The organism is Corynebacterium sp. MSK204 (assembly GCF_030229885.1).
Taxonomy (GTDB): Bacteria; Actinomycetota; Actinomycetes; order Mycobacteriales; family Mycobacteriaceae; genus Corynebacterium.
In genome coordinates this window covers 82,815-104,674 of record NZ_JASPGQ010000010.1, presented here as the reverse complement: position 1 = coordinate 104,674, position 21,860 = coordinate 82,815, and the positions used below count along the sequence as shown (strand labels likewise).

Here is a 21,860-nt window from a genome sequence, read left to right as displayed (position 1 = left end):
ACTACCCCCGGTACCCGATATCCGCACCGGTCGGTACTCGATACCGCCCTACCGGTACTAAATAGCGTCGCGCGTCAATGGTTGGCGATCTTCTTCGCAATGCTTTCCCGCCGCAGGCTGCCAACGAGTACAAGAAGTTTCATGATGTGTGTCCTTTCGCGTGGAGGCTTGTTGATTTTAGAAATCCCAGTCGGCATCGGAGGTCTCTACGGCTTTGCCGATGATATAAGAGGACCCCGACCCCGAAAAGAAGTCGTGGTTTTCATCCGATCCTGGCGTGAGTGCCGCGAGGATTTTCGGGTTGACCTGGCATTCCTCGTACGGGAAGAGGTTGGGATAGCCCAGATTCATCAGGGCTTTATTAGCGTTGTAGCGCACGAATGTAGCGACATCATCCATAAGCCCGTACGGTTCATAGAGCTCGCCGGAATAGCGCATCTCCAGATCATAGAGCTTGCGCACCAGGTCAAAGGTGAATTCGTGCATTTCTTCGCGGCGAGCTTCCGTAGCATGGTCCAGTCCCCGCTGAAACTTGTATCCGGAGTAGTAACCGTGGACCGCCTTATCCCGCAGGATGAGCCTGATCATGTCAGCGGTATTGGTGAGCTTCCCGTGCACGCTAAAGTGCAGTGGAAGATAGAAGCCGGCGTACAGCAGCAACGAGGATAAGAGGGTAGAGGCAACCTTGCGTTTTAGTGGGTCGTCGCCGTAGTAATGCACCATCACACTGGTAGCGCGCTGCTGCAGCACTGGGTTATCCACGGCCCACGCATAGGATTTTTCGATCTCTTCGGTGCTGGCCAGGGTGGAAAAGATGGAGGAATAACTCCGCGCGTGCACCGCCTGCATGAAGGCGATATTGGTATAAACAGCCTCCTCATGCTCAGTCCGGGCATCTTGAATCTGGCTGATTTCACCGACGGTCGCCTGCACGGTATCCAGTAGGGTCAACCCGGTAAATACGCGGATGGTGAGGTCTCGTTCGGCTGGGTCCATGCGGGACCAGTCATTGCGGTCATTGGAAAGCGGGACCTTCTCCGGCAGCCAGAAATTCGAGGTCAGGCGGTTCCACACCTCTAAATCCTTATCATCCCAGATGCGATTCCAGTTCACTGGGCGCAACGGGGTGGAGGCATCGTGGCGAAAATGCGGCGGGGTTTGGGATCGCTCAATGAGCTCTTGATATTTCATCGGTATTTTCTCTTTTCTTTGTCTTCGAGGCCCTAGCCATCAGGCAATGGACGCGTGGGCGGTGGGGTAGAGGTGGTGCGCAAAGAAGTCCTGCAACCCCTCCCGTACGCGGGCAACATCGCGGTCGGTACCGAGCAGCTCAAAACGGTAGAGCTCAGGCACGCCGCACTTTCGGGCTATCTGTGGCCCGGCGCAGCAATACGCTTCACCAAAATTGGTATTTCCAGAGGTGATGACGCCGCGCAGGAGTGCGCGATTTTCCGGAACGTTGAGGAATTGGCGCACCTGCACCGGAATCGCCGCCTTGATATTGCCGCCACCGTAGGTCGGGACGATGAGCACAAAGGGCTCGGTGACATAGAGCATTCCTTCGCGCTTCGGCCGCAAAGGAATGCGTGCCGCCGGAAAGCCCAGCTTGTGGACAAAACGGTGGGTATTTTCACTGACCGAGGAAAAATACACAAGATTAGCGGCGGTCTTAGTGCCGCAGGGTGGCGTCGAGGCTGTAGTCATCTCGCTCCTTAGTGGCTGCGCCGAAGCGCACTTTCTGCTTCAACTACAGATCTAACGTACTTTTAACTACGTCGCAACTAACCACCGTTGACATGCGCAAATAACCCAACTTCCAAAAAGAGGAGGGGTAGGAAAGTTACATGCGCACCCACACGGCGCGGGCTGCATGGGAGCTCAAAGAAAACGCCACGGAATACTCATTCTGGGCATTCTCGTTCTGGTTGCCCTCTACGCGCACTACCATCCCGCCGGAATAGGGCTGGCTTTCGCGCACGCTCACGGCAGCGCCGATGGTCAGGTTATTCTCGCTGAAAAAGCGCAGCAGATCGGCATCCGCATCACTGATGCGGTCGACTACGCCGGCCTCGCCAGGCTCCAAATCGCTGAGTTTGCGCAGATCTCCTGGCTCGGACGCGGGGGTCGCGGCATAGTCTGCGGGGTAGTCACCCGCGGCGCTGGGGATGGGGTCTCCATGCGGATCGCGGCGCGGGAACCCCAGTTCAGCGTCTATGCGCTCCAGAAAGAAATCGGAGACGCAGTGCTCTAATTGCTCGGCTTCCGCGTGGACCTGGTCCCAGCGGTAGTGCAGGGATTCCACCAGGAAGGTCTCGATGAGGCGGTGCCGCCGCACCATGGCAAGGGCAAAGGCACGCCCCTCGGCACTCAGCCCGATGGCACCATACGGCGTATGGGTGACGAGGCCCTTTTTCTCTAGTCGCCGCACCGCATCCGACGCGCTGGAGAGCCGAACGCCTATGTGCTGGGCGAGCATCTTCACCGTCACGGGCTCGTCGTGCCATTCGCCCAGCTTAAACAGGGCCTTGAGGTAGTCCTGATTGGACGGCGAGAGGCCCGAGACGTCCACGCTCATTGGTTACTTAACCACCAGGTTCACCATCCGGCCGGGAACGTAGATCTTCTTCACCACGTTCTTGCCGGAGGTAAGGTCAGCCACCTTGGCATCGGCAAAAGCAGCCTCGAATACGGCGTCTTGGTCAGCATCGGCCGCGACGTTGATGCGGGACTTAACCTTGCCGTTGATCTGGACTGGCACCTGAATCTCATCATCTACCAGGTATTTCTCCTCAAATGAGGGGAGTGGCTCGTAGGTGATGGTCTCATCGTGGCCAAAGCGCTGCCACAGTTCCTCCGCAATGTGCGGGGCGATGGGGGAGACCAGCTGGGCGATGGGCTCCACCGCCGCGCGCGGTGCCTCGGTGCGGTAGGTCTTGGTCAGGTAGTTGACGTATTCGATGAGCTTGGCCACCACCGTGTTCAGGCGCAGGTTCTCATAATCATCGCGCACGCCCGCGATGGTGCGGTGCAACTGCTTCAGATCATCCTGGGTGAGCTCGGCATCGGTAGTAGCCACTTCACCGGTGTCCTCATTGATGGCCAGGCGCCACAGGCGCTGCAGGAAGCGCTGCGAACCGACGACGTCCTTGGTCGCCCACGGGCGGGAGGTATCCAGCGGGCCCATGGACATCTCGTACACGCGCAGGGTATCGGCGCCAAAGTCGCGGCAGATATCGTCCGGGGCCACGGCGTTTTTCAGGGACTTGCCCATCTTGCCGTACTCCTGGTTGACCTCTTCACCGTTGTAGTAGAACTTGCCGTCCTTTTCCTCTACCTCGGCCGCAGGGACGTACACGCCACGGGAATCGGTATAGGCGTAGGCCTGAATATAGCCCTGGTTGTACAGGCGGCGATATGGCTCCTGAGAGCTGACAAAGCCCAGGTCAAAGAGCACCTTGTGCCAGAAGCGGGCGTAGAGCAGGTGCAGCACGGCGTGCTCGACGCCGCCGACGTACAGATCCACGCCGCCCGGATCGTTTTCACCGTGCTCATCGGGGCGCGGGCCGGTCCAGTAGCGCTCGTTTTCGATATCGCAGAAGGCCTCGCTATTGCGGGGATCGATATAGCGCAGCTGGTACCAGGAAGAACCCGCCCACTGGGGCATAACGTTGGTATCGCGGTAGTAGGTCTGCGGGCCATCGCCCAAGTCCAGCTCTACTTCTACCCAGTCGCGGACCTTGGCCAAGGGCGGCTGCGGCTCCGAGTCCTTATCTTCTGGGTCGAAGGAGGCCGGCTTGTAGTCTTCCACCTCGGGCAGCTCCACCGGCAGCATCGACTCTGGCAGCGGATGAGCCATGCCGTCCTTGTCGTAGACGATGGGGAAGGGCTCGCCCCAGTAGCGCTGGCGGGCGAAGAGCCAGTCGCGCAGCTTGTACTGAATCTTGCCGCGACCGGAGCCGTCCTTTTCCAGCCATTCGATGGCCTGGGCGATGGCCTCCGCCTTATTCAGGCCATTGAGGTCCAGACCATTATCGTTGGCGGAGTTTACCAACGCGCCGTCCTCGGTCCAGGCTTCTTCCTCGATATTGCCGCCGGAGACGACCTCCGTAATCGGCAGGCCAAAGGCCTGGGCAAACTCATAGTCGCGCGTATCGTGCGCGGGAACGGCCATGATGGCGCCGGTACCGTAGCCGGTCAGCACGTAGTCCGCGATGAAGATCGGGATGCGCTTGCCGGAGACCGGGTTGATGGCATAGGTGCCCAAGAATACGCCGGTCTTTTCCTTGTTTTCCTGGCGCTCCAGGTCCGACTTTGCCGCGATATCCGCGCGGTAAGACTCGACGGCTTCCTTCGGGTCATCGTTGCCGTAGGTCCAGCGCTCGTCCACGTCATCGTCGTAAGGAATGGGGGACAAGAGGGCATCGACAAGCTCATGCTCCGGTGCCAAGACCACGTATTCCGCGCCAAAGAGCGTATCTGGGCGCGTGGTAAACACGTCGATGCCGTAGCCTTCCGCGGGGAAGGTTACCTCCGCACCGCGGGAGCGACCGATCCAGTTGCGCTGCATGGACTTGACCTTCTCCGGCCAATCCAGCAGCTCCAGATCATCGAGCAGGCGATCCGAATACGCGGTAATGCGCATCATCCACTGGGACAGATTTTTACGGAAGACCGGGAAGTTGCCGCGCTCAGACTTGCCTTCCGCGGTGACCTCCTCGTTGGCCAAGACGGTACCCAGGCCCGGGCACCAGTTCACCGTGGAGTTGGACAGGTACACCAGGCGGAACTCATCGACGGCCTGGGCCTTTTCCTGCGCGGACAAGTCCTCGTAGTAGCGCCCGTCCTTGGTGGTGCGCTTATTGGCCTCCAATTCCTTGATGAGCTCAGCAATGGGGCGGGCCTTTTGCTGCTCTTCATCGAACCAAGAATTATAAATCTGCAGGAAGATCCACTGTGTCCATTTAAAGAACTCAGGATCCGTGGATTCCACCGAGCGGCGCGGATCGTGGCCCAAGCCCAGCATGCCCAGCTGGCGGCGCATGTTGTCGATATTGGCCATCGTGGTGGTCCGCGGGTGCGTACCGGTCTGAATGGCGTACTGTTCGGCCGGCAAACCGAAGGCATCGTAGCCCATGGTGTGCAACACGTTCTTGCCCAGCATGCGGTTATAGCGGGCGTAGGTATCGGTGGCGATATAACCAAACGGGTGCCCCACATGCAGGCCCGCACCGGAAGGGTAGGGGAACATGTCCTGCACATTGAGCTTTTCCTTGGGCAGCTCGCCCGCACCCGTGGCTAGCGAACCGACCGGGTTCGGCGCGTTAAAGGTCTCGTGGTCCTTCCAATACTGCTGCCAAGTCTTTTCGATCTGGTTCGCCAGCTCAGGGGTGTAGCGGTACGACGTGGAATCGCTCGGTTTAGTCATAAACACACAGTGTAATAGCCCCAGCCCGGCGCGGGGTAGGCAGAGGTGGGTTTTGCTTCACTAATCCGGCACCGGGCTGGCACTCTGGCGGTGACGAAGGGGGAGTGGGGCAAGGACTAAGGCCCGCCACGAGATGTTCCGGCGGTGTTTAGGAGCTATTAACGCCCAGTTCCTTTCATGGTTAAACCACGCCTTTATCTTCAATTCAAGGCTTTGCACCCAGCTATGTCTGGGTTACTTCTCTCTTGCTCGCAAAGCCACCATCTCTTCATCTCTCACTTCCACAAAGGACAATTCATGCGCACCTCTCTCCGCATTGGCGCCGCTGCCGTAGCCGCAACCGTGGCTACCGCTGGCGCAATTGCCCCAGCCACCGCCGCCGAATCCCAGGGCCCAAAGAACATCATCTACATGATTGGTGATGGGATGGGCTACGGCCACGTGGCATTTAATAACCTCTACGAAACCGGCCAATCCAAGTACCTGGTCGATGGCGCATTTAGCGCCGAAGGTCCAGAAGAACTCGACGGCGAATCCGTGCAGCGCTTCGAAGACTTCAACCGCCTGTCCATGACCACCTACCCAAATAACTCTTCCTATGACCCACAAAAAGCGTGGGCTAGCCATGAGTACGTGGATAAGGGATACACCGATTCCTCTGCTGCCGGCACCGCCATGTCCACCGGCGTGAAGACCGATAACGGCAAGCTGGGCGTGAACGATTACGGCCACGAGCAGGAAAACACCTCCGAGCGCGCCAAGAAGGCCGGAAAATCCGCCGGCGTGGTCTCCTCCGTGCCGTTTAGCCACGCCACCCCAGCTGCCTGGGCCGCGCACAACATTTCCCGCAATAACTACCTGGAGATTGCGGATGAGATGTTCAACTCTGATCTTGATGTCATCATGGGTGCCGGCCACTCGTTCTACGACGATGACAATAAGAAGAAGGATGAGGCCAAGTACAAGTACCTATCTGAAGAGGTCTACAACAAGCTGTCTTCCGGCGAGTCCGACTGGAACTACGCCGAAACCAAGGAGCAATTTGAGGCCTTGGCCCAAGGCGAGGTCGCGGCGGGGGAGAAGTACTTCGGCCTGGCGCCTGTGGCCTCGACCTTGCAGCAGGGGCGCACCGGCGAGTCAGCGGAGCCTTTTGACATTCCGTTTAACGATGTCGTGGATCTTCCCACCATGACCACCGGCGCCCTCAACGCGCTGGGCCAAAATGACGAGGGCTTCCACGTCATGATCGAAGGCGGTGCCATCGACTGGAGCGGCCACGGCAACCAATCTGCCCGCGATATCGAAGAGGTACAGGACTTCAATAAGTCCGTCGATGCCGCCATCGACTGGGTAGAAGAAAACTCCTCCTGGGACGAGACCCTGTTGGTGGTTACCGCTGACCACGAAACGGGATACCTCTCCGGTGCCAATGAGCGCTCTGAGGGCAAGTTCAACTCCATGAACGGTGGCGGTAACAACACCTTGCCCTCTGGCCACCAGTGGTACTCCACGCAGCACACCAACCAGGTCGTCCCATTCTTCTTCCAGGGTGCTGGCTCGGAGGCCCTTCGCGCGAAGGCCACCCACACCGATCCTGTGCGCGGTGACTACATCGATAACACCACCTTGGCCAAGCTCACCTTGAATGAATGGTGGATCAAGCACGATGACCAGGGCGGCAACGACCAGGCAGACGATTCTGCATCCGATCAGCCCGGCAACAATGACAACGGCGATGACGGCTCTTCCAAGAGCGGGCTCCTCGCCGGCATCGCGGGCGCCGGTATCGCCTCGCTGGCCATCGGGGCCATTGCCTTCTTGGCGCAAAAGCTGGGCATCATCACCATCAACCCGAATGCGTGGCGTAACTTCTTCCACTAATCCACGCGATTAATCGCGCGCGAAGGCTTTCATCACCGGCGGTGGTGAAAGCCTTTTTGGCCTCTGCCTGCAGAATCCACATCTTTTCAAAAATGATCTAGGCTGGTGTAAATGAGCCAGGAGAAGTTTCGTAGCCAGCTATCATCTTTTCTAGACGCGGCGGTTTTTCAGGGGGTCCCGCATCTTCGCCTCGCGCCGGATACCGATACTTTAGAGCTTTACCTGCCAGCCGTGGGCGCGGCCTATGAACCAGAAGACCCGCAATGGACCGTGGCCACGCAGCTATTGGATGGTACGGAGGTCACCCGCAAGTTTTATTACGTCGCCGGTGAAGAACCTGGCCTGTGGGTTTCCATGCCACAGCCCTTTACCCACCTTGCCGTAACGTTTGCGGAGCAGACCCTGGAGTTTGCGGGTATTGCCAATGGCGGCCTGCTGCTCGATTCCGCGCACCGCCCCGTCGATAGCACGCAGCCCATCCCGCAGGGCGCGTACACCTTCATCGCGCCGAACGGCACGCAGCTAACACCTACCCCGGATAGCCAGCCGCGCCCGCATGGCGCGTGGGAAGGCTGGTCCATCTTTGAGCTAGCGGCAGAAGATTCCTTCTCCATTGCTGTGCCGCGCCAGGACAAGGCCACCATCACCGTTGCGGATAGCGCGGATTTTTCCTGGGATATGGCGGTCAAGTCCCTGCCCAACGCGCGCGGGCTGGACGGCGAGCTGGTGTACACGAAATCCCCGCGCCTCTTGGTCAATACCCCACTTCACCTGCAGCTGACCTATGTCCCCATCGGTGGGGAAGAGGAAGAAATCTTAGAAGATGAGCTGCCGGAGGGAATCCATGAGGTTCTACCCGGCGACGTCTTCGAAGACCCCTGGGTGGGCCGGTATCGCTTTAGCCTGTTTAAGGGCGAGGAGCTTGTCGATGTCCACTATCTCAACTTTGCCGAAACGCTCCACATGCGCTCCAAGAACGAGGGGCCCCGCGGCACCAACTTCCGCTTCATCGACGCGCTGGGTAACCTCTCGCCGTTTAGCTATGCCCTGGCCTCGTCTTCCGATAAGCCCATTCACATGGAAAAGGGCCAACGCGTATTTGGCGAAGACGAATCGGTGCGCGAGGAGACCATCAGCAGCGAGGCCGGCTACGAGCTGACCTTTGAGGTCATTCCGGCGACCATCCGCACGCGCGTGAAGCGTACCGCGGCCGAGCCCGTGGATTATATGGACAAGCAAGTCATCCTGGCGGATCAGCTGGATGCGGATGCACTCTTTACGGTGCACTCACCGGAGCCGCTGCCGCTGGCGAAATTCGTGGTCATTGATAAGAACCAGAAGATCCGGGATCTCGTTACTGCCAATGGCTCGACGGAGGCGACCAATACTCTCTCCGTGCCGAATCGCGCGCTTAAGGCCGCGCTGACCAAGAAGTCCTCGCTGGAGCTCTACCTCCTGTGGTCCACGCTGTCCTACGAGGAGTACCTGGAGGGCCTGCCGGATAAGGAGCGCGCGGCGCACTTGAAGCGCAGCATGGACCGCCGCGTGATGGAATACGAGGCAACCGCGGCAAGCGACCTTATCTATGCCGCCATCGCCACGGTGCGCAAGACGCCGCTGGTCGCCCGCGCCACTATCGAAGACGGCATTCTTATGCCCGAGCAAACCCACGAGGAAGAGGTGGAGCTTTTGGCTTGGGCGTGGCCGCTTGGCAACCCCGCCAGCGAGCCGCTGCCCTTGGAGCCGGTTGAGGAGGGCTTCGAGCTGCCGGAGGAATTGCACGAGGCGGGCGATCTCATCGTGGACTTCCGCGAGGATGAACCGGCCAGCGATCTCGCCGCCCCGCAGTACCCGCCGGCGAGCTCGCTTATCATCTTCCACGATGGCGAGAGCGAGAATACCGCCGGCACGTGGGAGACCTATGCCGCCCTGCGCCGCCTTGCCCCCAAGGCCAAGGAGACCTTCGAGGGCGTTATCAAGGACATCGAGGCTGATCCGCGCGCCAGCCTCGATGCGCTCATGCAGGTGGACTTCGCGCGCGGCCAGCGCATGCGCGCGTTGGTGCGCACGGGCCTGATTACCAGTTCCTTTAACAGCGATGGGGAAGAGGCCACGGATCCGTCTTCCGTGCTCGCCGCGCTTGCCGATGCCAACCAGGCCCACGTGGAGCACTCCGGCTCCCCCTCGCTGTGGCGGACGGCCACTACGGGCGTAGACGATGTCACCCGCCCCATGCTGCTCATGAGCGCCACCGGCGAGGCCCCAACGCCCGCTACTGACAGCGCGCAGCTGTGCGATGACGCCCACCGCATCGCCGCGCTGCGCGAGTGCTTCGATAACGACTTGGCGCTGACCCGCCTGGGGACCATGTCCAACCTGCGCTCTACCGCGCTGCAATTGCGGGTGACGCTGCAGCAATTGGGCGTAGATAAGTCGGTATTGCACACCCTGCTCGCCCTGGACGCCTTCGGGGATGGAAACACGGATCTTGGCGGCTCTGCCTGGATCCCGTTTATTTCCTATGTTTTTGCCATTACCGCGCGAGGGGTGGCCAATGGGAAGCTCACCGATCCAGCCGTGGCCTCCGCGCTGGATAACGCCCTCCCGCAGCTCGCGGAGGCGGTTTCGCTGGCCCCGGAGCTGTTTTACCGGGATATTCTCACTGCGGAGGCACTTACCCGCGACTACAGTGACTGATATGCAGGTTATTTCCACCAACGTCGCCGTGCGCAGGCCGGATCCGAGCGGGAGGCATGAGTTTTCGGGCATCGACAAGCGCCCGCAAGACTTCATCGATATCTCCGCTCCCGGACCAAATTACGGCGATGGTTCTGGCGTGCGCGGTGATTCTATCGGCGATAGCGATCACCACGGTGGAAGTGACAAGGCGGTTTATGCCTATGCCCGCGAGGAATTGGATTATTGGGAGGATTCGCTGGGCCGCACGCTGGCTTCAGGGTCTTTTGGGGAGAACCTCACCACGCGCGGTATTGATCTCTCCGCGCTGCTTATCAATCAACGCCTCCACATCGGTACGACCACGCTCGAGGTCTCCATACCCCGCCAGCCGTGCGCTACCTTTTCCGGCTGGGTGCAGGAAAAGGGCTGGCTCAAGCGGTGGACCGCGCGCGGTGATTGCGGCGTGTACTTCCGCGTCATCTCGCCCGGGCGCATTTCTGCGGGGGATGCCATCACCCGCGGCCCCGCTCCCGCGCACGATATCACCATGCGCATGGCATTTGCGGCCAAGATGGGGGACCGAGCGCTGGCCCGGCGCGTGGTCGATGCCAAGTGCTTGCCGCCCCAGCACGCAAAAAAGCTCCGGGTATAAACCCGGAGCCAAAATTCATTGCGCCTTTAAGCCGGCTGCGTGCCCTCTGTGGCGCTGACGACGGGCGCCTTCGCCTTGGGGTAGCGCCCGTGGACCATGTAGTAGTACACCGCCGCTACGGCGATGAGGCCGGCCAGGATGAGGTACATCGTATCGAAGCCGGTGGCGCTCACGATGGGGCCAAGCCCGAAGGGGGCGAGGCCGATGCCGAAGTCCATCAAGAGGAACATCGTGGAAATACCCGCGCCTATCTGGGCGGCCGATACAGAGCGTACAGAAATGGCCTGGCAGGCGGGGCTTAGCGTGCCGTATCCCATGCCCGTAAACGCACCCGCGACCACGAGCATCACGTCATTGCTGGGAAAGCCCATGATAATAAGGGCGATGGCGAAGGACACCAGGCCCAGGTACATGACCGAGTTATCGCCTTTGTGGTCCTGGATGCGGCCCAAGAAGAAGCGCATGATGAGCATGACTACGGCGTAGCCGATGAAAAAGAGGCCGGCGCCGGCGGCCAGGTCCTCTTCGCGCGCATAGGCATTGAGATAGGTGACCACACCGGAGTAGGCGATGCCCACAAGCAGCATGAAAAAGCCGATCGGCAACACGTTGGGGTGCACCGCGTTGCGCAGCTTGAAGGCCGGCTTTTCCTCATCGAGCTCCGCCGGGTAGCGCAATACGAGCGCCAGCACGAGGGAGACGATATTGGAACCTAGGGCGACCGCAAAGAGGGTGTTATAGCCAATATTATTGGCCAAGAACAAGCCCACTGCCGGGCCGAAGGCGGTGGCAAGGGTGGTGCCCAAGGCGAAGTAGCCGGTGCCTTCCGCGCGGCGCTGCTGGGGGATGACGGATTGCGCGACGGCCATCAGCGCCGTAGAGGTCAGCGCATAGCCTGCGCCGTGAAGCAGGCGCACCAGGATCAGGACGGCCACGTTATGCGCCACGAAATAGCCCACCGTCACGATGCTGACGAAGGCCAGCGAGGTCAGGGCGGCGTGCTTTTGCCCCACGCGGTCCACCAACCAGCCGGAGACGATGCGCATGAAGGTCGCGCCCAAAACGAAGGCGCTGGAGGCAAAACCACTGACGGTATCGGACGCCCCGAAGCTTTCGACGGCATACAGGGCCATGGTCGTCACCGTTAGGTAGAAGACAAGGAACTGGCCAAAATTAGCCACCCACGCCAATAGGAACGTGGGTGTAATCAATGGCGGCTGAGCTGCCGCTGAATTCGTTGTTGACAAGACTCACTCCAAATAAAAAATAAAAAATCCTCCCAACCGCGCACGGCCCCAGAAGGGCCGCGTGCGGGGAGAAGGAAAGCAATCACAATTATGCGGGGAGTGAGTATACGCCGCACGCACTTAAATGTTTAATCAAACACGGTTATAAGCGCGCTAAACAGTGATTGCGTTGCCGGCTAAAGGCCTAAGCGTTGGCATAAGGGTCGCGGATGCCTAGGTATTGCACGGAGGTGTATTCCTCGATACCTTCCGCGCCACCCTCGCGGCCCATTCCGGATTGCTTCACTCCGCCGAAGGGGGCAGCGGCATTAGAGATAACGCCGGCGTTGAAGCCCATCAGGCCAAACTCTAGGCCATCAGCGATGCGCCACAGGCGGTCCGAGTTCTCGGTAAAGACGTAAGATGCCAAACCGTACTCGGTATCATTGGCGATCTCGAGCGCCTCTTCCTCGGTACTGAAGGTGATAATCGGGGCGACTGGACCGAAGATCTCTTCCTGGGCGACGCGTGTTTCACGTGAAACATTGGTAATCACCGTAGGCTCGTAGAAGTATCCGGCACCGTCCCCGCGCTTACCGCCGGTGGCGATGGTAGCGCCCTTTTCTGCAGCATCGTCCACCAATGCCGCAATGCTCTCCAAAGCCTTGGACTCGACGAGAGGTCCGCAGGTAATACCTTCGTCCATACCATTGCCCAGATTGAGCTTCTCAAACTCCGCAACGAGTTTCTCAGAGAACTCCTCAGCAACAGACTCGTGGACCAAGAAGCGGTTAGCTGCGGTGCAGGCCTCGCCGATATTGCGCATCTTGGCGCCCATCGCACCCTGGACCGCTTGGTCAATATCTGCGTCCTCAAAGACAATGAATGGGGCATTGCCGCCCAGTTCCATGGAGGTACGCAGCACGTTATCGGCCGCGCCCTTCAAAAGGGTCCGGCCCACTGGGGTAGAACCGGTGAAGGAAAGCTTGCGCAAGCGGTCATCGGCAAGCAATGGCTCCGAAATTGCAGATGCAGACTTGCCGGCAACGACGTTGAGAACGCCCTTTGGAAGCCCAGCATCGATCATGGTTTGCGCAAAGTACTGCGCAGTCAGGGGAGTCAGCTTGGCCGGCTTGAGCACCATCGTGCAACCCGCTGCCACCGCAGGAGCCACCTTGCGAGTAGCCATGGCCAACGGAAAGTTCCACGGGGTGATCAGAAGGCAGGGGCCCACCGGCTTGCGGCGAGTGATCATCCGCAGCGTGCCTTCGGGAACGGTTGCGGCGCGACCGTAATCGCGCACCGCTTCCTCACTGAACCAACGCAGGAACTCGCCGCCATAAGTGACCTCGCCCTTAGCTTCCGCGAAGGGCTTGCCCATCTCTAGCGTCATCAGGGCGGCGAATTCATCTGCCCGCTCCTGTACTAGATCGAATGCTCGGCGCAGAATCTCCGCGCGCTCGCGCGGCGTGGTGCGCGCCCAGTCATCCTGCACGGCACAGGCAGCGTCGAGGGCAGCAATCGCATCGTCCGAGTTTGCGGAAGATAGCGTCGCCAGCGTTTCGCCCGTCGCTGGGTTTTCAACGTCAAAAGTCTCGCCGGAGGTGGAATCGCGCCACTCACCACCAATAAGCAATTGGGTGGGGACCTTTGCAATTACCTCGTCGATATTAATACTCACTTATCGTCACCTTTCTTGAAGATATTGACCTGCACCACATTACCCTTAACGGGCGCGAAGACCACTCATTAGATACCGATTGAATATTTTTCACTTGTTTCTTCCACGCTATAGAAATTTAGGCTAGGCTAGTGCCCATGAAGAAAATGACTACTCGTTGGTGGTGGCGCGCGTAACTCGCGGGCCTTTCTTCGCACCCCATTTTTAGGCTCGCATTCTGCGGGCCTTTCGGCGTTTTCAGTGCCTTTGCTCGCGGATACCCCGGGTCCCTCGCACTCTGTTCCTCAGTTACTCCTGAAAGGGCACTGCAATGACATACACCGCCACCCGCGATATTGCCTATTGCCGGGATGCCTCAGCGCTATTTCATAGCTTGGCGCGATCGAGCGATTCCTTGTTATTGGAAAGCGCGGATATTGAAACCAAGAAAAACCTCACGTGCCTGGCCGTGCTCGATGCCGCGGCGAGAGTGACCTGCACCGGCCAGCGAGTTCGCGTCCTCGCACTCAGCCCAGCGGGGGAGCAGCTCATCACCATGCTGTACTCGCGTTTTACAAACCGGATTGTTTCACGTGAAACCACGGAAATTGTCTTTGAGTTCTCGCCCTCCAGCGAGTCTGATGAACGGCAACGGCTCCTAGATGAATCGACGGCCGATATCCTCCGCGCGCTGCAGCGCGATCATTCCTATTCCTCGCCCTTGTTGCCATTCGTCGCCGGCGGCTTTGCCTATGACTATTTGGCCACTTTTGAAAACCTGCCTGAGGTAGGCGAGGGGCCCAATACGTTTCCCGATTATGAATTCCTCGTCGCCCAAACTGTCCTTGCGGTGGACCACCTAACGAAGACGGCGCGGGTAGAGGGCTGGGATATCGACCGAGCCCGCTTGGAAGACAGGCTCGACGCCTTGGCCGCCACGCCCATCGACGCGATAGAGAATCCGGCGCTTGACCAGCCCGTGGAGACCTTGAGGGCGACCGCGGATATTGACGATGCCGCGTTTTGCGAGCAGGTGACGCGGCTCAAGGGCAATATTGACTCTGGCGATATTTACCAGGTCGTCCCCGCTCGCACCTTCACGGTGGACTGCCCCGATGCCTTCGCGGCCTATCGCCAGCTCCGGGAGACTAATCCTTCGCCGTATATGTTCTATCTCCGGGGAGAAGGTTATGAGCTTTTCGGCGCATCACCGGAATCCAATTTGAAGTTTGACCCAGAGACGCGGCAGGTGGAGCTCTATCCCATTGCCGGAACTAGGCCCCGCGGGCTCAACCCGGACGGCACGATCAACGATGAATTGGATATCCGCAATGAGCTAGAAATGCGCACGGATACCAAGGAGTTAGCCGAGCACACCATGCTGGTAGATCTGGCGCGCAATGACCTCGCCCGCGTAGCAGAACCCGGCACCCGGCGGGTGGCAGACCTGCTCCAAGTAGACCGCTATTCACGAGTCATGCACCTGGTCTCCCGCGTGACCGCCACGTTGCACGAGGACTTCGATGCCCTCGATGCCTACCGCGCCTGCATGAACATGGGAACGTTGACCGGCGCACCCAAGTTGCGCGCCAGCGAGCTCATCCGCCAGGCCGAACACAAGCGCCGTGGCTCCTACGGCGGCGCAGTGGGGTACCTGCGCGGCGACGGCGCCATGGATACCTGCATTGTCATTCGCTCCGCCTTCGTCCACCGCGGTACGGCCGCCGTCCAAGCTGGTGCCGGGGTGGTGCACGATTCCATCCCGCAATCCGAAGCCGATGAAACCCTGCACAAGGCCTATGCCGTTCTCCACGCCATTGCCCTCGCGCACAACGCCACCCTGGAGGTACAGCGATGAATTCACCGCACGTGGTCTTGCTCGATAACCACGATTCCTTTGTCTATAACCTCGTCGATGCCCTCGCCGGTTACCGCACCACCGTCTACCGCAACAGCGTCTCCGTCGCGGAGGTGCTGGCGGCCGAGCCCGATATTATTGTCCTTTCCCCAGGCCCCGGCCACCCGCGCGATGCTGGTTGCATAATGGAGCTTATCGGTGCCACCTTGGGCACCATCCCCATCCTCGGCGTCTGCTTGGGCTTCCAGGCGCTACTGGAATACCACGGTGGCGGGGTAGGGCCGTGCGGCCCCGTGCACGGCAAGTCCATACCTATGACGCTTACCGATGCCGGCACCGCCCACCCAGTCTTCGCCGGCCTAGCCACCGATGCCGATCCCGCCCAGCCCTGCGTCCCCGGCACCCAGGTCCCCGTGGCCCGGTATCACTCCTTGGGGTGCACGCGCGTGCCAGCCGGCATGCGGGTGCTCGCGGAGACGGAGGCAGAGATCGGGACCATCGCCATGGCGGCAGAAACGGACGATGGGATGGCACTAGGGATGCAATTCCACCCCGAGTCAATCCTCTCGCCCCGTGGCCCAGACATGCTAGACCGTTGCATCCACCGACTATCGACCCATCCCACTATGGAGCCAAAGCATTAATGACGAACCAAAGCCCATTGAAAACGCTGCAAGCCTTCTTGGATAATCCCGCACCCACCGTGGAGGAGGCCACCAAGGTCTTCACCCCGGTTGCCGTGGGTGATTATGACGATATTCAGATCTCCGCGTTGCTCACACATATCCGCACCCGCGGCGAAACCCTCGCGGATATCACGGGTGCCGCCAAGGCATTCCTGAAAGTTGGACACCCCTTTCCCATTACCGGCGAGGGACTCATGGACTCCGCGGGCACGGGCGGCGATGGCGCAAATACCATCAATATCACTACGGCGGCCTCCTTGGTTGCCGCCGCTGGGGGAGTGAGGATGGTCAAGCACGGCAACCGGTCCGTTTCCTCCAAGTCCGGTTCCGCCGATGTGCTCGAGGCACTGAATATTCCCCTGGACCTGGACGTGGACCGCGCCGTCCGGCAATTCGAGGCCTCCAATTTCACCTTCCTCTTCGCTCCGGCCTACAACCCCGCAGTGGCTCACGTGCAACCGGTGCGCAAGGCGCTCGGGGTCTCCACCATCTTCAATACCTTGGGACCCCTGCTCTCCCCGGGCCGCCCCAAACTACAGATCATGGGCATCGCCAACCCCGCCCAGGGTCCCATGATCGCGGAAGTCTTCCGGGAGCTGGGGCGCACGCGGGCGCTCGTCGTCCACGGCGCTGGTACCGATGAGATTGCCACCCACGGCACCACCCAGGTTTGGGAGCTAAAGGACGGCGAGATTTCACACTATGAGCTAACGCCGGAGGAGTTGGGCATCGCCAAGCATGAGCTCAGTGAGCTTGCCGGCGGCGACGGCCAAGATAATGCCGCGCACGTGCGCGCCATATTTAATGGCTCGGGTAAGCCGGCGCACTATGACGCTGTCGTGGCATCGGCTGGGGCAATGTTTTATCTGGGTGGCACCACGGCCTCCATTGCAGAGGGCGTCGCGCACGCCAAGGGGCTCATCGATAGCGGGGACGTGGACCGCTGGCTGCGCACCCACGAGCAAGCGGAATACTAAGAAGGCCACACGAGGGAAAAGAAATGACAAAACAGAAACTGCCGACGGTGCTCGAGGGGATTGTGGCTCAGCGCCGCACTCACCTTGCCGGCATTCGCGAGCGCATCGCCCACGTAGATGTGGACAAGCTTGAGCCGTCTCGGCGTTCGCTTTTTGCGGCGCTCAATGGCACCAATCGCTTCATCATGGAGTGCAAGTCTGCATCGCCATCACTCGGAATGATTCGCGAGGATTACCGCCCCGGCGAAATCGCGCGCGTCTATTCCCGCTACGCGAATGCCATTTCCGTGCTGTGTGAGCCGGAGCGGTTCGGCGGGGATTACGATCACCTCCAGACCGTAGCCCAGTCCACGCACCTGCCGGTTTTGTGCAAGGACTTCATCGTCGATCCGGTTCAGGTCTATGCCGCGCGCTACTACGGCGCGGATGCGATTTTGCTCATGATGTCCATCGTGGATGATGAAACTTTTGCACAGCTGAAGTCCTTGGCGGATAAATTAGGACTAGATGTACTGACTGAAGCCATCACCAAGGAGGAGGTGGACCGGGCGCTATCCTTCGGGGTGGAGATCATCGGCATTAATAACCGCAACCTCCATGACTTGAGCATCGACCTCTCCCGCACCGAGCAACTCGCCGGGTACGTGCCTGACGATAAGGTCGTCGTCTCCGAATCCGGTATCCGCGATAACCACACCGTCCGGCGTTTAGGTGCCCACGCCAATGCCTTCCTCGTCGGCTCCCAACTCACCTCTCACGAGGACATCGACCGCGCCGCCCGGGATCTGCTCTTCGGCGCGAATAAGGTGTGCGGGCTCACCGCCACCTCCACGGCCCAAGCCGCCCGTGCCGCCGGTGCCCGCTACGGAGGGCTCATCTTCGCCCCGGATTCCCCGCGCAATGTTTCACGTGAAACCGCCGAGAAAATCATCGCCGCCGAGCACGGCTTGGATTTCGTAGCAGTCAGCCGCAGCGACGACCCCGCAGAGTTGCGGGCCGCGGCGGCGACCCGCGGGCTATCCGGAATCCAGTTGCACGCCCCGTTCCAGGGCAACTTGGATGGCGAGCTGGCGCTGATCGAGCGTGCCCGCGCGGTGCTCGCGGACACCGATGCCGAGTTTGTCTGGCGGGCCATCGACATGACCAACCCCCAGTGGATAGAGATGGCGCCGGAACTCGCCGCGCGTGTGGACCGCCTCGTGCTCGACTCGGGTAGGGGAGGCACCGGCCAAAGATTTGATTGGGCGTCGATCCCGGAAGACATCAAAGCTCACAGCCTCCTGGCAGGGGGCCTCAGTCTAGACAACCTGGAAGGCGCGCTCCGCGTGGGTACCGCTGGGCTCGACCTGAATTCAGGATTAGAAACGCGCCCCGGGAACAAAGACGCCGCCCTGATTTCTCAAACCTTCCGCACCATCCAATTATTCAACCAACCAGACAAGAAAGATTAACCATGCCCGATTCACGTGAAACACTCCTTCCCGCGTACTTCGGGGAATTCGGCGGTCAATACGTCCCGGAATCCCTCATCCCCGCATTGGATCAATTGGAGCAGGCGTTTGTTGATGCCCAAAATGATCCCAGGTTCCGCGAAGAGCTCGCCGGATTGCTGCGCGACTACCTGGGTCGTCCAACCCCCGTTACCGAGGTAAAAAAGCTCGGCGGGAAGGCGCGGATCTTCCTAAAGCGCGAAGACCTCGTCCACGGCGGGGCACACAAGACCAACCAAGTGCTCGGACAGGCCCTCCTGGCAAAGCGTATGGGCAAAAAGCGAATCATTTCCGAGACCGGCGCGGGCCAGCACGGCACGGCAACGGCATTAGCGTGTGCGCTGCTCGATCTCGAATGCGTGGTCTACATGGGCGCCAAGGATGTCCAGCGCCAGCAACCGAACGTCTTCCGCATGGAACTCATGGGCGCGAAGGTCATCCCCGTTGATACCGGATCCGGAACCCTGAAGGATGCCGTCAACGAGGCCCTGCGCGATTGGACCGCTACCTTCCATGAATCGCATTACCTGCTCGGCACCGCGGCGGGGCCGCACCCATTTCCCACCATCGTGCGCGAATTCCACCGCGTCATTTCTACCGAAGCCAAGGCGCAGCTGATCGAGAAGACGGGCGGCCTTCCCGATCTCGTCGTCGCCTGCGTGGGCGGCGGCTCCAACGCCATCGGCATGTTCGCGGACTTCATTGACGAGGACGCGGTGGAATTGGTCGGCGCCGAACCAGGCGGTGCGGGCCTCGACTCCGGCGAACACGGAGCCACCATCAACAACGGCACCGTGGGCATCCTCCACGGCGCGCGCAGTTACCTCATGCGCAATTCTGACGGTCAGGTTGAAGAATCCTATTCCATCTCTGCGGGTTTGGACTACCCCGGCGTGGGCCCACAGCACGCGCACCTTCACGCAACCGGCCGAGCAAAATACGTGGGAATCACGGACGCCGAGGCCCTAGAGGCATTCCAACTCTTGTCCAAGAAGGAAGGCATCATTCCCGCCCTCGAATCCTCCCACGCGCTGGCCTATGCCCTCAAACGCAAAAACGAGGACATCACCATCTTGGTCTCACTATCTGGCCGCGGCGATAAGGACATCGACCATGTCCGCCACACGCTGGAATCCCACCCCGAACTGCAACTCAAGGAGAACTAATCATGGGCAGCCGTTATGATAAGCTTTTTGCCGCGTTGCGTGAGAAGAATGAGGGCGCGTTTGTCCCTTTCATCATGCTGGGCGATCCGACCCCTGAGGCCAGCCTGGAGATCATCCGGACCGCAGTCGCCGCCGGGGCCGACGCCTTGGAGCTCGGCGTCCCCTTCTCTGACCCAGTGGCGGATGGTCCCACCATCCAGGCTTCGCATATCCGCGCCCTCGATGGGGGAGCAACTCTTGATAGTGCTTTGGATCAGGTGCGGACGATTCGTTCCGAGTTCCCTGATTTGCCCATCGGCATGTTGATCTATGGGAACGTTGCCTTCGCCCGCGGAGTGGAGCAATTCTATGCGGAGTTCGCGGACGCTGGCGCCGATAGCATTTTGCTTCCCGATGTCCCCGTACGCGAAGGCGCCCCATTCATCGCCGCGGCAAAAGAAGCCGGTATCGACCCCATCTTCATCGCCCCCGCGCGCGCCGCGGAGCGCACGCTCGCCGGCGTTGCCGAGCATTCACAGGGATATATTTACGCCATCTCCCGTGATGGCGTCACGGGAACCGAGAAGGAATCCGAGACCACCGGCCTCGACGAGGTCGTCGCCAGCATTCAGCGCTTTGATGGTCCACCGGTGCTGCTCGGTTTCGGTATCTCCTCACCGCAGCACGTCGCCGATGCCATCGCCGCAAACGCCGCGGGCGCCATTACTGGGTCCGCGATCACCAAGATCATCGACCGCCATGTTTCACGTGAAACCGGTGCCGCTGGGACGATCGAGGATGCCGATGCCTTGCACGCTGAGCTGACCGACTTCATCTCCGCGATGAAGGAAGCGACCAAGCGTTAGAGCCTTCCGGACGGTAGCGCCAAAAAGCCCCCTGGCTTCCTCCCACATTTGTTGGGTGGGGAAGCCAGGGGGCGCAAATGTTTCACGGGAAACTAGGCCGCAGTCTCCGCCTCTTCTTCATTGAGAGTATCGACCTTATCGCGGGCGAACTTATCGACGACCATCGCAATGGCACCATCGCCGGTCACGTTCGCTGCGGTGCCGACGGAGTCAATCGCTATATAAGCGGCGATCATCAGCGCCACCATTCCGTCATCGAAGCCCATCATATCCGCCAAAAGGCCAACGGCCACCATAACGGCACCACCCGGCACGCCTGGTGCGGCGATCATCATGATTCCCAGCAGGAAGATAAAGCCAAGGCCGGTGCCAGTACTGATATCCATATTCGCCATAAAGACGATGGCGAAGGCATAAAGCGTCAGCTTCATCATGGACCCGGACAGGTGAATTGTCGCGCACAGCGGGATCACAAAGCTCGCGACCGGCTTCGAAATGCCGTTACGCAAGCTGGATTCCAAAGACACCGGAATGGTCGCAGCAGAAGATGACGTACCCAATGCAGTGAAGTATGCCGGCAGCATATTCCGCAGGGCCTTAAAAGGATTCTTTCCTGCGATTGCACCGGCAACCACATACTGGAGCACGAGGTACACCAGCGTCATGACCACTGCCAGGATCAGTACCTTCGCAAAGGCAGAAAGGACGTCGCCAATATTGCCATTCATACCCAGGCCAAGGAACATGCCGAAAATGTAGAACGGCAAGATGGGAATAACGAATCCCCAAATGACCTTAACCACCACATTTTCCAGTTCCTTGGTGACGGTATAGAGCGTATCGGACTTCACCGACGTCATGGCGACACCAATGCAGAAGGAAAGCAATAGCGCCGTCATCACCTCAAACGGTGGTGCCATCTCCACCTCGAAATAAGGTGAGAGGGAGCCTTCGTCCACGTCCGATACGTTGGTCACTAGGGTTTGGCCCGCCAGCATCGAAGGATAGAGCCACTGTGCCAGGCCATAGGCAATCAATCCCGAGAGAATGGTGGAACCGTAGGCGATGCCCGCCGTAACCCCCAACCATTTTCCTGCGCCCTTGCCAAGACCGGCGATCGCCGGGGCGACAAGGGCGAAAATCAGCACAGGAATGAAGAAGTTGAGGAAGTTACCAAAGAGCCCGTTAAAGGTGGCAAAGGCTCGACCGAACCATTCGGGCGCAAAGAAGCTGACGACAATGCCAAGCACGATGGCGAGAACGATGCGGAAAAGGAGAGAGTCCGCTATTTTCTTGAGATTCATGCAATCACAAT

The 21,860-nt window shown here is 59.8% G+C and carries 16 protein-coding genes; 9 read left to right on the top strand and 7 right to left on the bottom strand.

Annotated features, from left to right (window positions below):
• Positions 1-177: 177 nt before the first annotated feature.
• The 4 genes from nrdF to leuS all read right to left on the bottom strand — a co-directional run bounded on the left by nrdF (position 178) and on the right by leuS (position 5,425).
• Positions 178-1,191 carry a class 1b ribonucleoside-diphosphate reductase subunit beta gene (gene nrdF / locus QP908_RS07865; protein ID WP_284772024.1) on the bottom strand — a complete coding sequence of 338 codons (1,014 nt, stop codon included), beginning with the start codon at positions 1,189-1,191 and terminating at the stop codon, positions 178-180.
• Between the two features lie 39 nt (positions 1,192-1,230).
• Entirely contained in the window at positions 1,231-1,704 is a 474-nt protein-coding gene (nrdI, locus tag QP908_RS07860; protein WP_023016373.1) for a class Ib ribonucleoside-diphosphate reductase assembly flavoprotein NrdI, read from the bottom strand.
• A gap of 136 nt (positions 1,705-1,840) precedes the next feature.
• Positions 1,841-2,575 (bottom strand): metal-dependent transcriptional regulator, encoded by a 735-nt coding sequence (locus QP908_RS07855; protein WP_284772023.1) that lies wholly within the window; start codon positions 2,573-2,575, stop codon positions 1,841-1,843.
• A 3-nt stretch (positions 2,576-2,578) separates the two neighbouring features.
• Positions 2,579-5,425 (bottom strand): leucine--tRNA ligase, encoded by a 2,847-nt coding sequence (gene leuS, locus QP908_RS07850; protein WP_284772022.1) that lies wholly within the window; start codon positions 5,423-5,425, stop codon positions 2,579-2,581.
• A gap of 297 nt (positions 5,426-5,722) precedes the next feature.
• Between leuS and QP908_RS07845 the strand changes: the two genes are divergently transcribed.
• From QP908_RS07845 to QP908_RS07835, 3 genes are all read left to right on the top strand, one after another.
• The gene (locus QP908_RS07845; protein WP_239269591.1) at positions 5,723-7,306 is read left to right on the top strand and encodes an alkaline phosphatase; all 1,584 of its coding nucleotides are present in this window, start codon (positions 5,723-5,725) and stop codon (positions 7,304-7,306) included.
• Between the two features lie 111 nt (positions 7,307-7,417).
• Entirely contained in the window at positions 7,418-10,003 is a 2,586-nt protein-coding gene (locus tag QP908_RS07840; protein WP_239269590.1) for a hypothetical protein, read from the top strand.
• A gap of 1 nt (position 10,004) precedes the next feature.
• On the top strand, positions 10,005-10,637 hold the full coding sequence (locus tag QP908_RS07835) for an MOSC domain-containing protein (RefSeq protein ID WP_239269628.1): 633 nt from the start codon (positions 10,005-10,007) through the stop codon (positions 10,635-10,637).
• A gap of 26 nt (positions 10,638-10,663) precedes the next feature.
• Here the strand turns inward: QP908_RS07835 and QP908_RS07830 are convergent, their stop codons facing one another.
• Positions 10,664-11,848 (bottom strand): MFS transporter, encoded by a 1,185-nt coding sequence (locus QP908_RS07830; protein ID WP_370657797.1) that lies wholly within the window; start codon positions 11,846-11,848, stop codon positions 10,664-10,666.
• A 220-nt stretch (positions 11,849-12,068) separates the two neighbouring features.
• Entirely contained in the window at positions 12,069-13,544 is a 1,476-nt protein-coding gene (locus tag QP908_RS07825) for an NAD-dependent succinate-semialdehyde dehydrogenase (protein ID WP_239269588.1), read from the bottom strand.
• 310 nt (positions 13,545-13,854) lie between these two features.
• Between QP908_RS07825 and QP908_RS07820 the strand changes: the two genes are divergently transcribed.
• The 6 genes from QP908_RS07820 to trpA are packed head-to-tail and all read left to right on the top strand — an operon-like array spanning position 13,855 to position 20,545.
• A complete protein-coding gene (locus QP908_RS07820) occupies positions 13,855-15,381 on the top strand; it encodes an anthranilate synthase component 1 (RefSeq protein ID WP_239269587.1) in 1,527 nt (508 codons plus the stop codon).
• Positions 15,378-16,025, top strand: coding sequence for an anthranilate synthase component II (locus tag QP908_RS07815; protein WP_239269586.1), 648 nt, complete (start codon positions 15,378-15,380; stop codon positions 16,023-16,025). The genes QP908_RS07820 and QP908_RS07815 overlap by 4 nt, the downstream gene beginning before the upstream one ends.
• Positions 16,025-17,044 carry an anthranilate phosphoribosyltransferase gene (gene trpD, locus QP908_RS07810; protein WP_239269585.1) on the top strand — a complete coding sequence of 340 codons (1,020 nt, stop codon included), beginning with the start codon at positions 16,025-16,027 and terminating at the stop codon, positions 17,042-17,044. Before QP908_RS07815 ends, trpD begins: the two co-directional genes overlap by 1 nt.
• A 23-nt stretch (positions 17,045-17,067) precedes the next feature.
• On the top strand, positions 17,068-18,495 hold the full coding sequence (gene trpCF / locus QP908_RS07805) for a bifunctional indole-3-glycerol-phosphate synthase TrpC/phosphoribosylanthranilate isomerase TrpF (protein ID WP_239269584.1): 1,428 nt from the start codon (positions 17,068-17,070) through the stop codon (positions 18,493-18,495).
• A gap of 2 nt (positions 18,496-18,497) precedes the next feature.
• Entirely contained in the window at positions 18,498-19,700 is a 1,203-nt protein-coding gene (trpB, locus tag QP908_RS07800; protein WP_239269583.1) for a tryptophan synthase subunit beta, read from the top strand.
• Between the two features lie 2 nt (positions 19,701-19,702).
• Positions 19,703-20,545, top strand: a complete 843-nt coding sequence (gene trpA, locus QP908_RS07795; RefSeq protein ID WP_239269582.1) for a tryptophan synthase subunit alpha — start codon at positions 19,703-19,705, stop codon at positions 20,543-20,545.
• A gap of 92 nt (positions 20,546-20,637) precedes the next feature.
• On the opposite strand, the gene QP908_RS07790 is transcribed toward trpA, so the two are convergent.
• The gene (locus QP908_RS07790) at positions 20,638-21,849 is read right to left on the bottom strand and encodes a dicarboxylate/amino acid:cation symporter (RefSeq protein ID WP_239269581.1); all 1,212 of its coding nucleotides are present in this window, start codon (positions 21,847-21,849) and stop codon (positions 20,638-20,640) included.
• Positions 21,850-21,860: the final 11 nt, after the last annotated feature.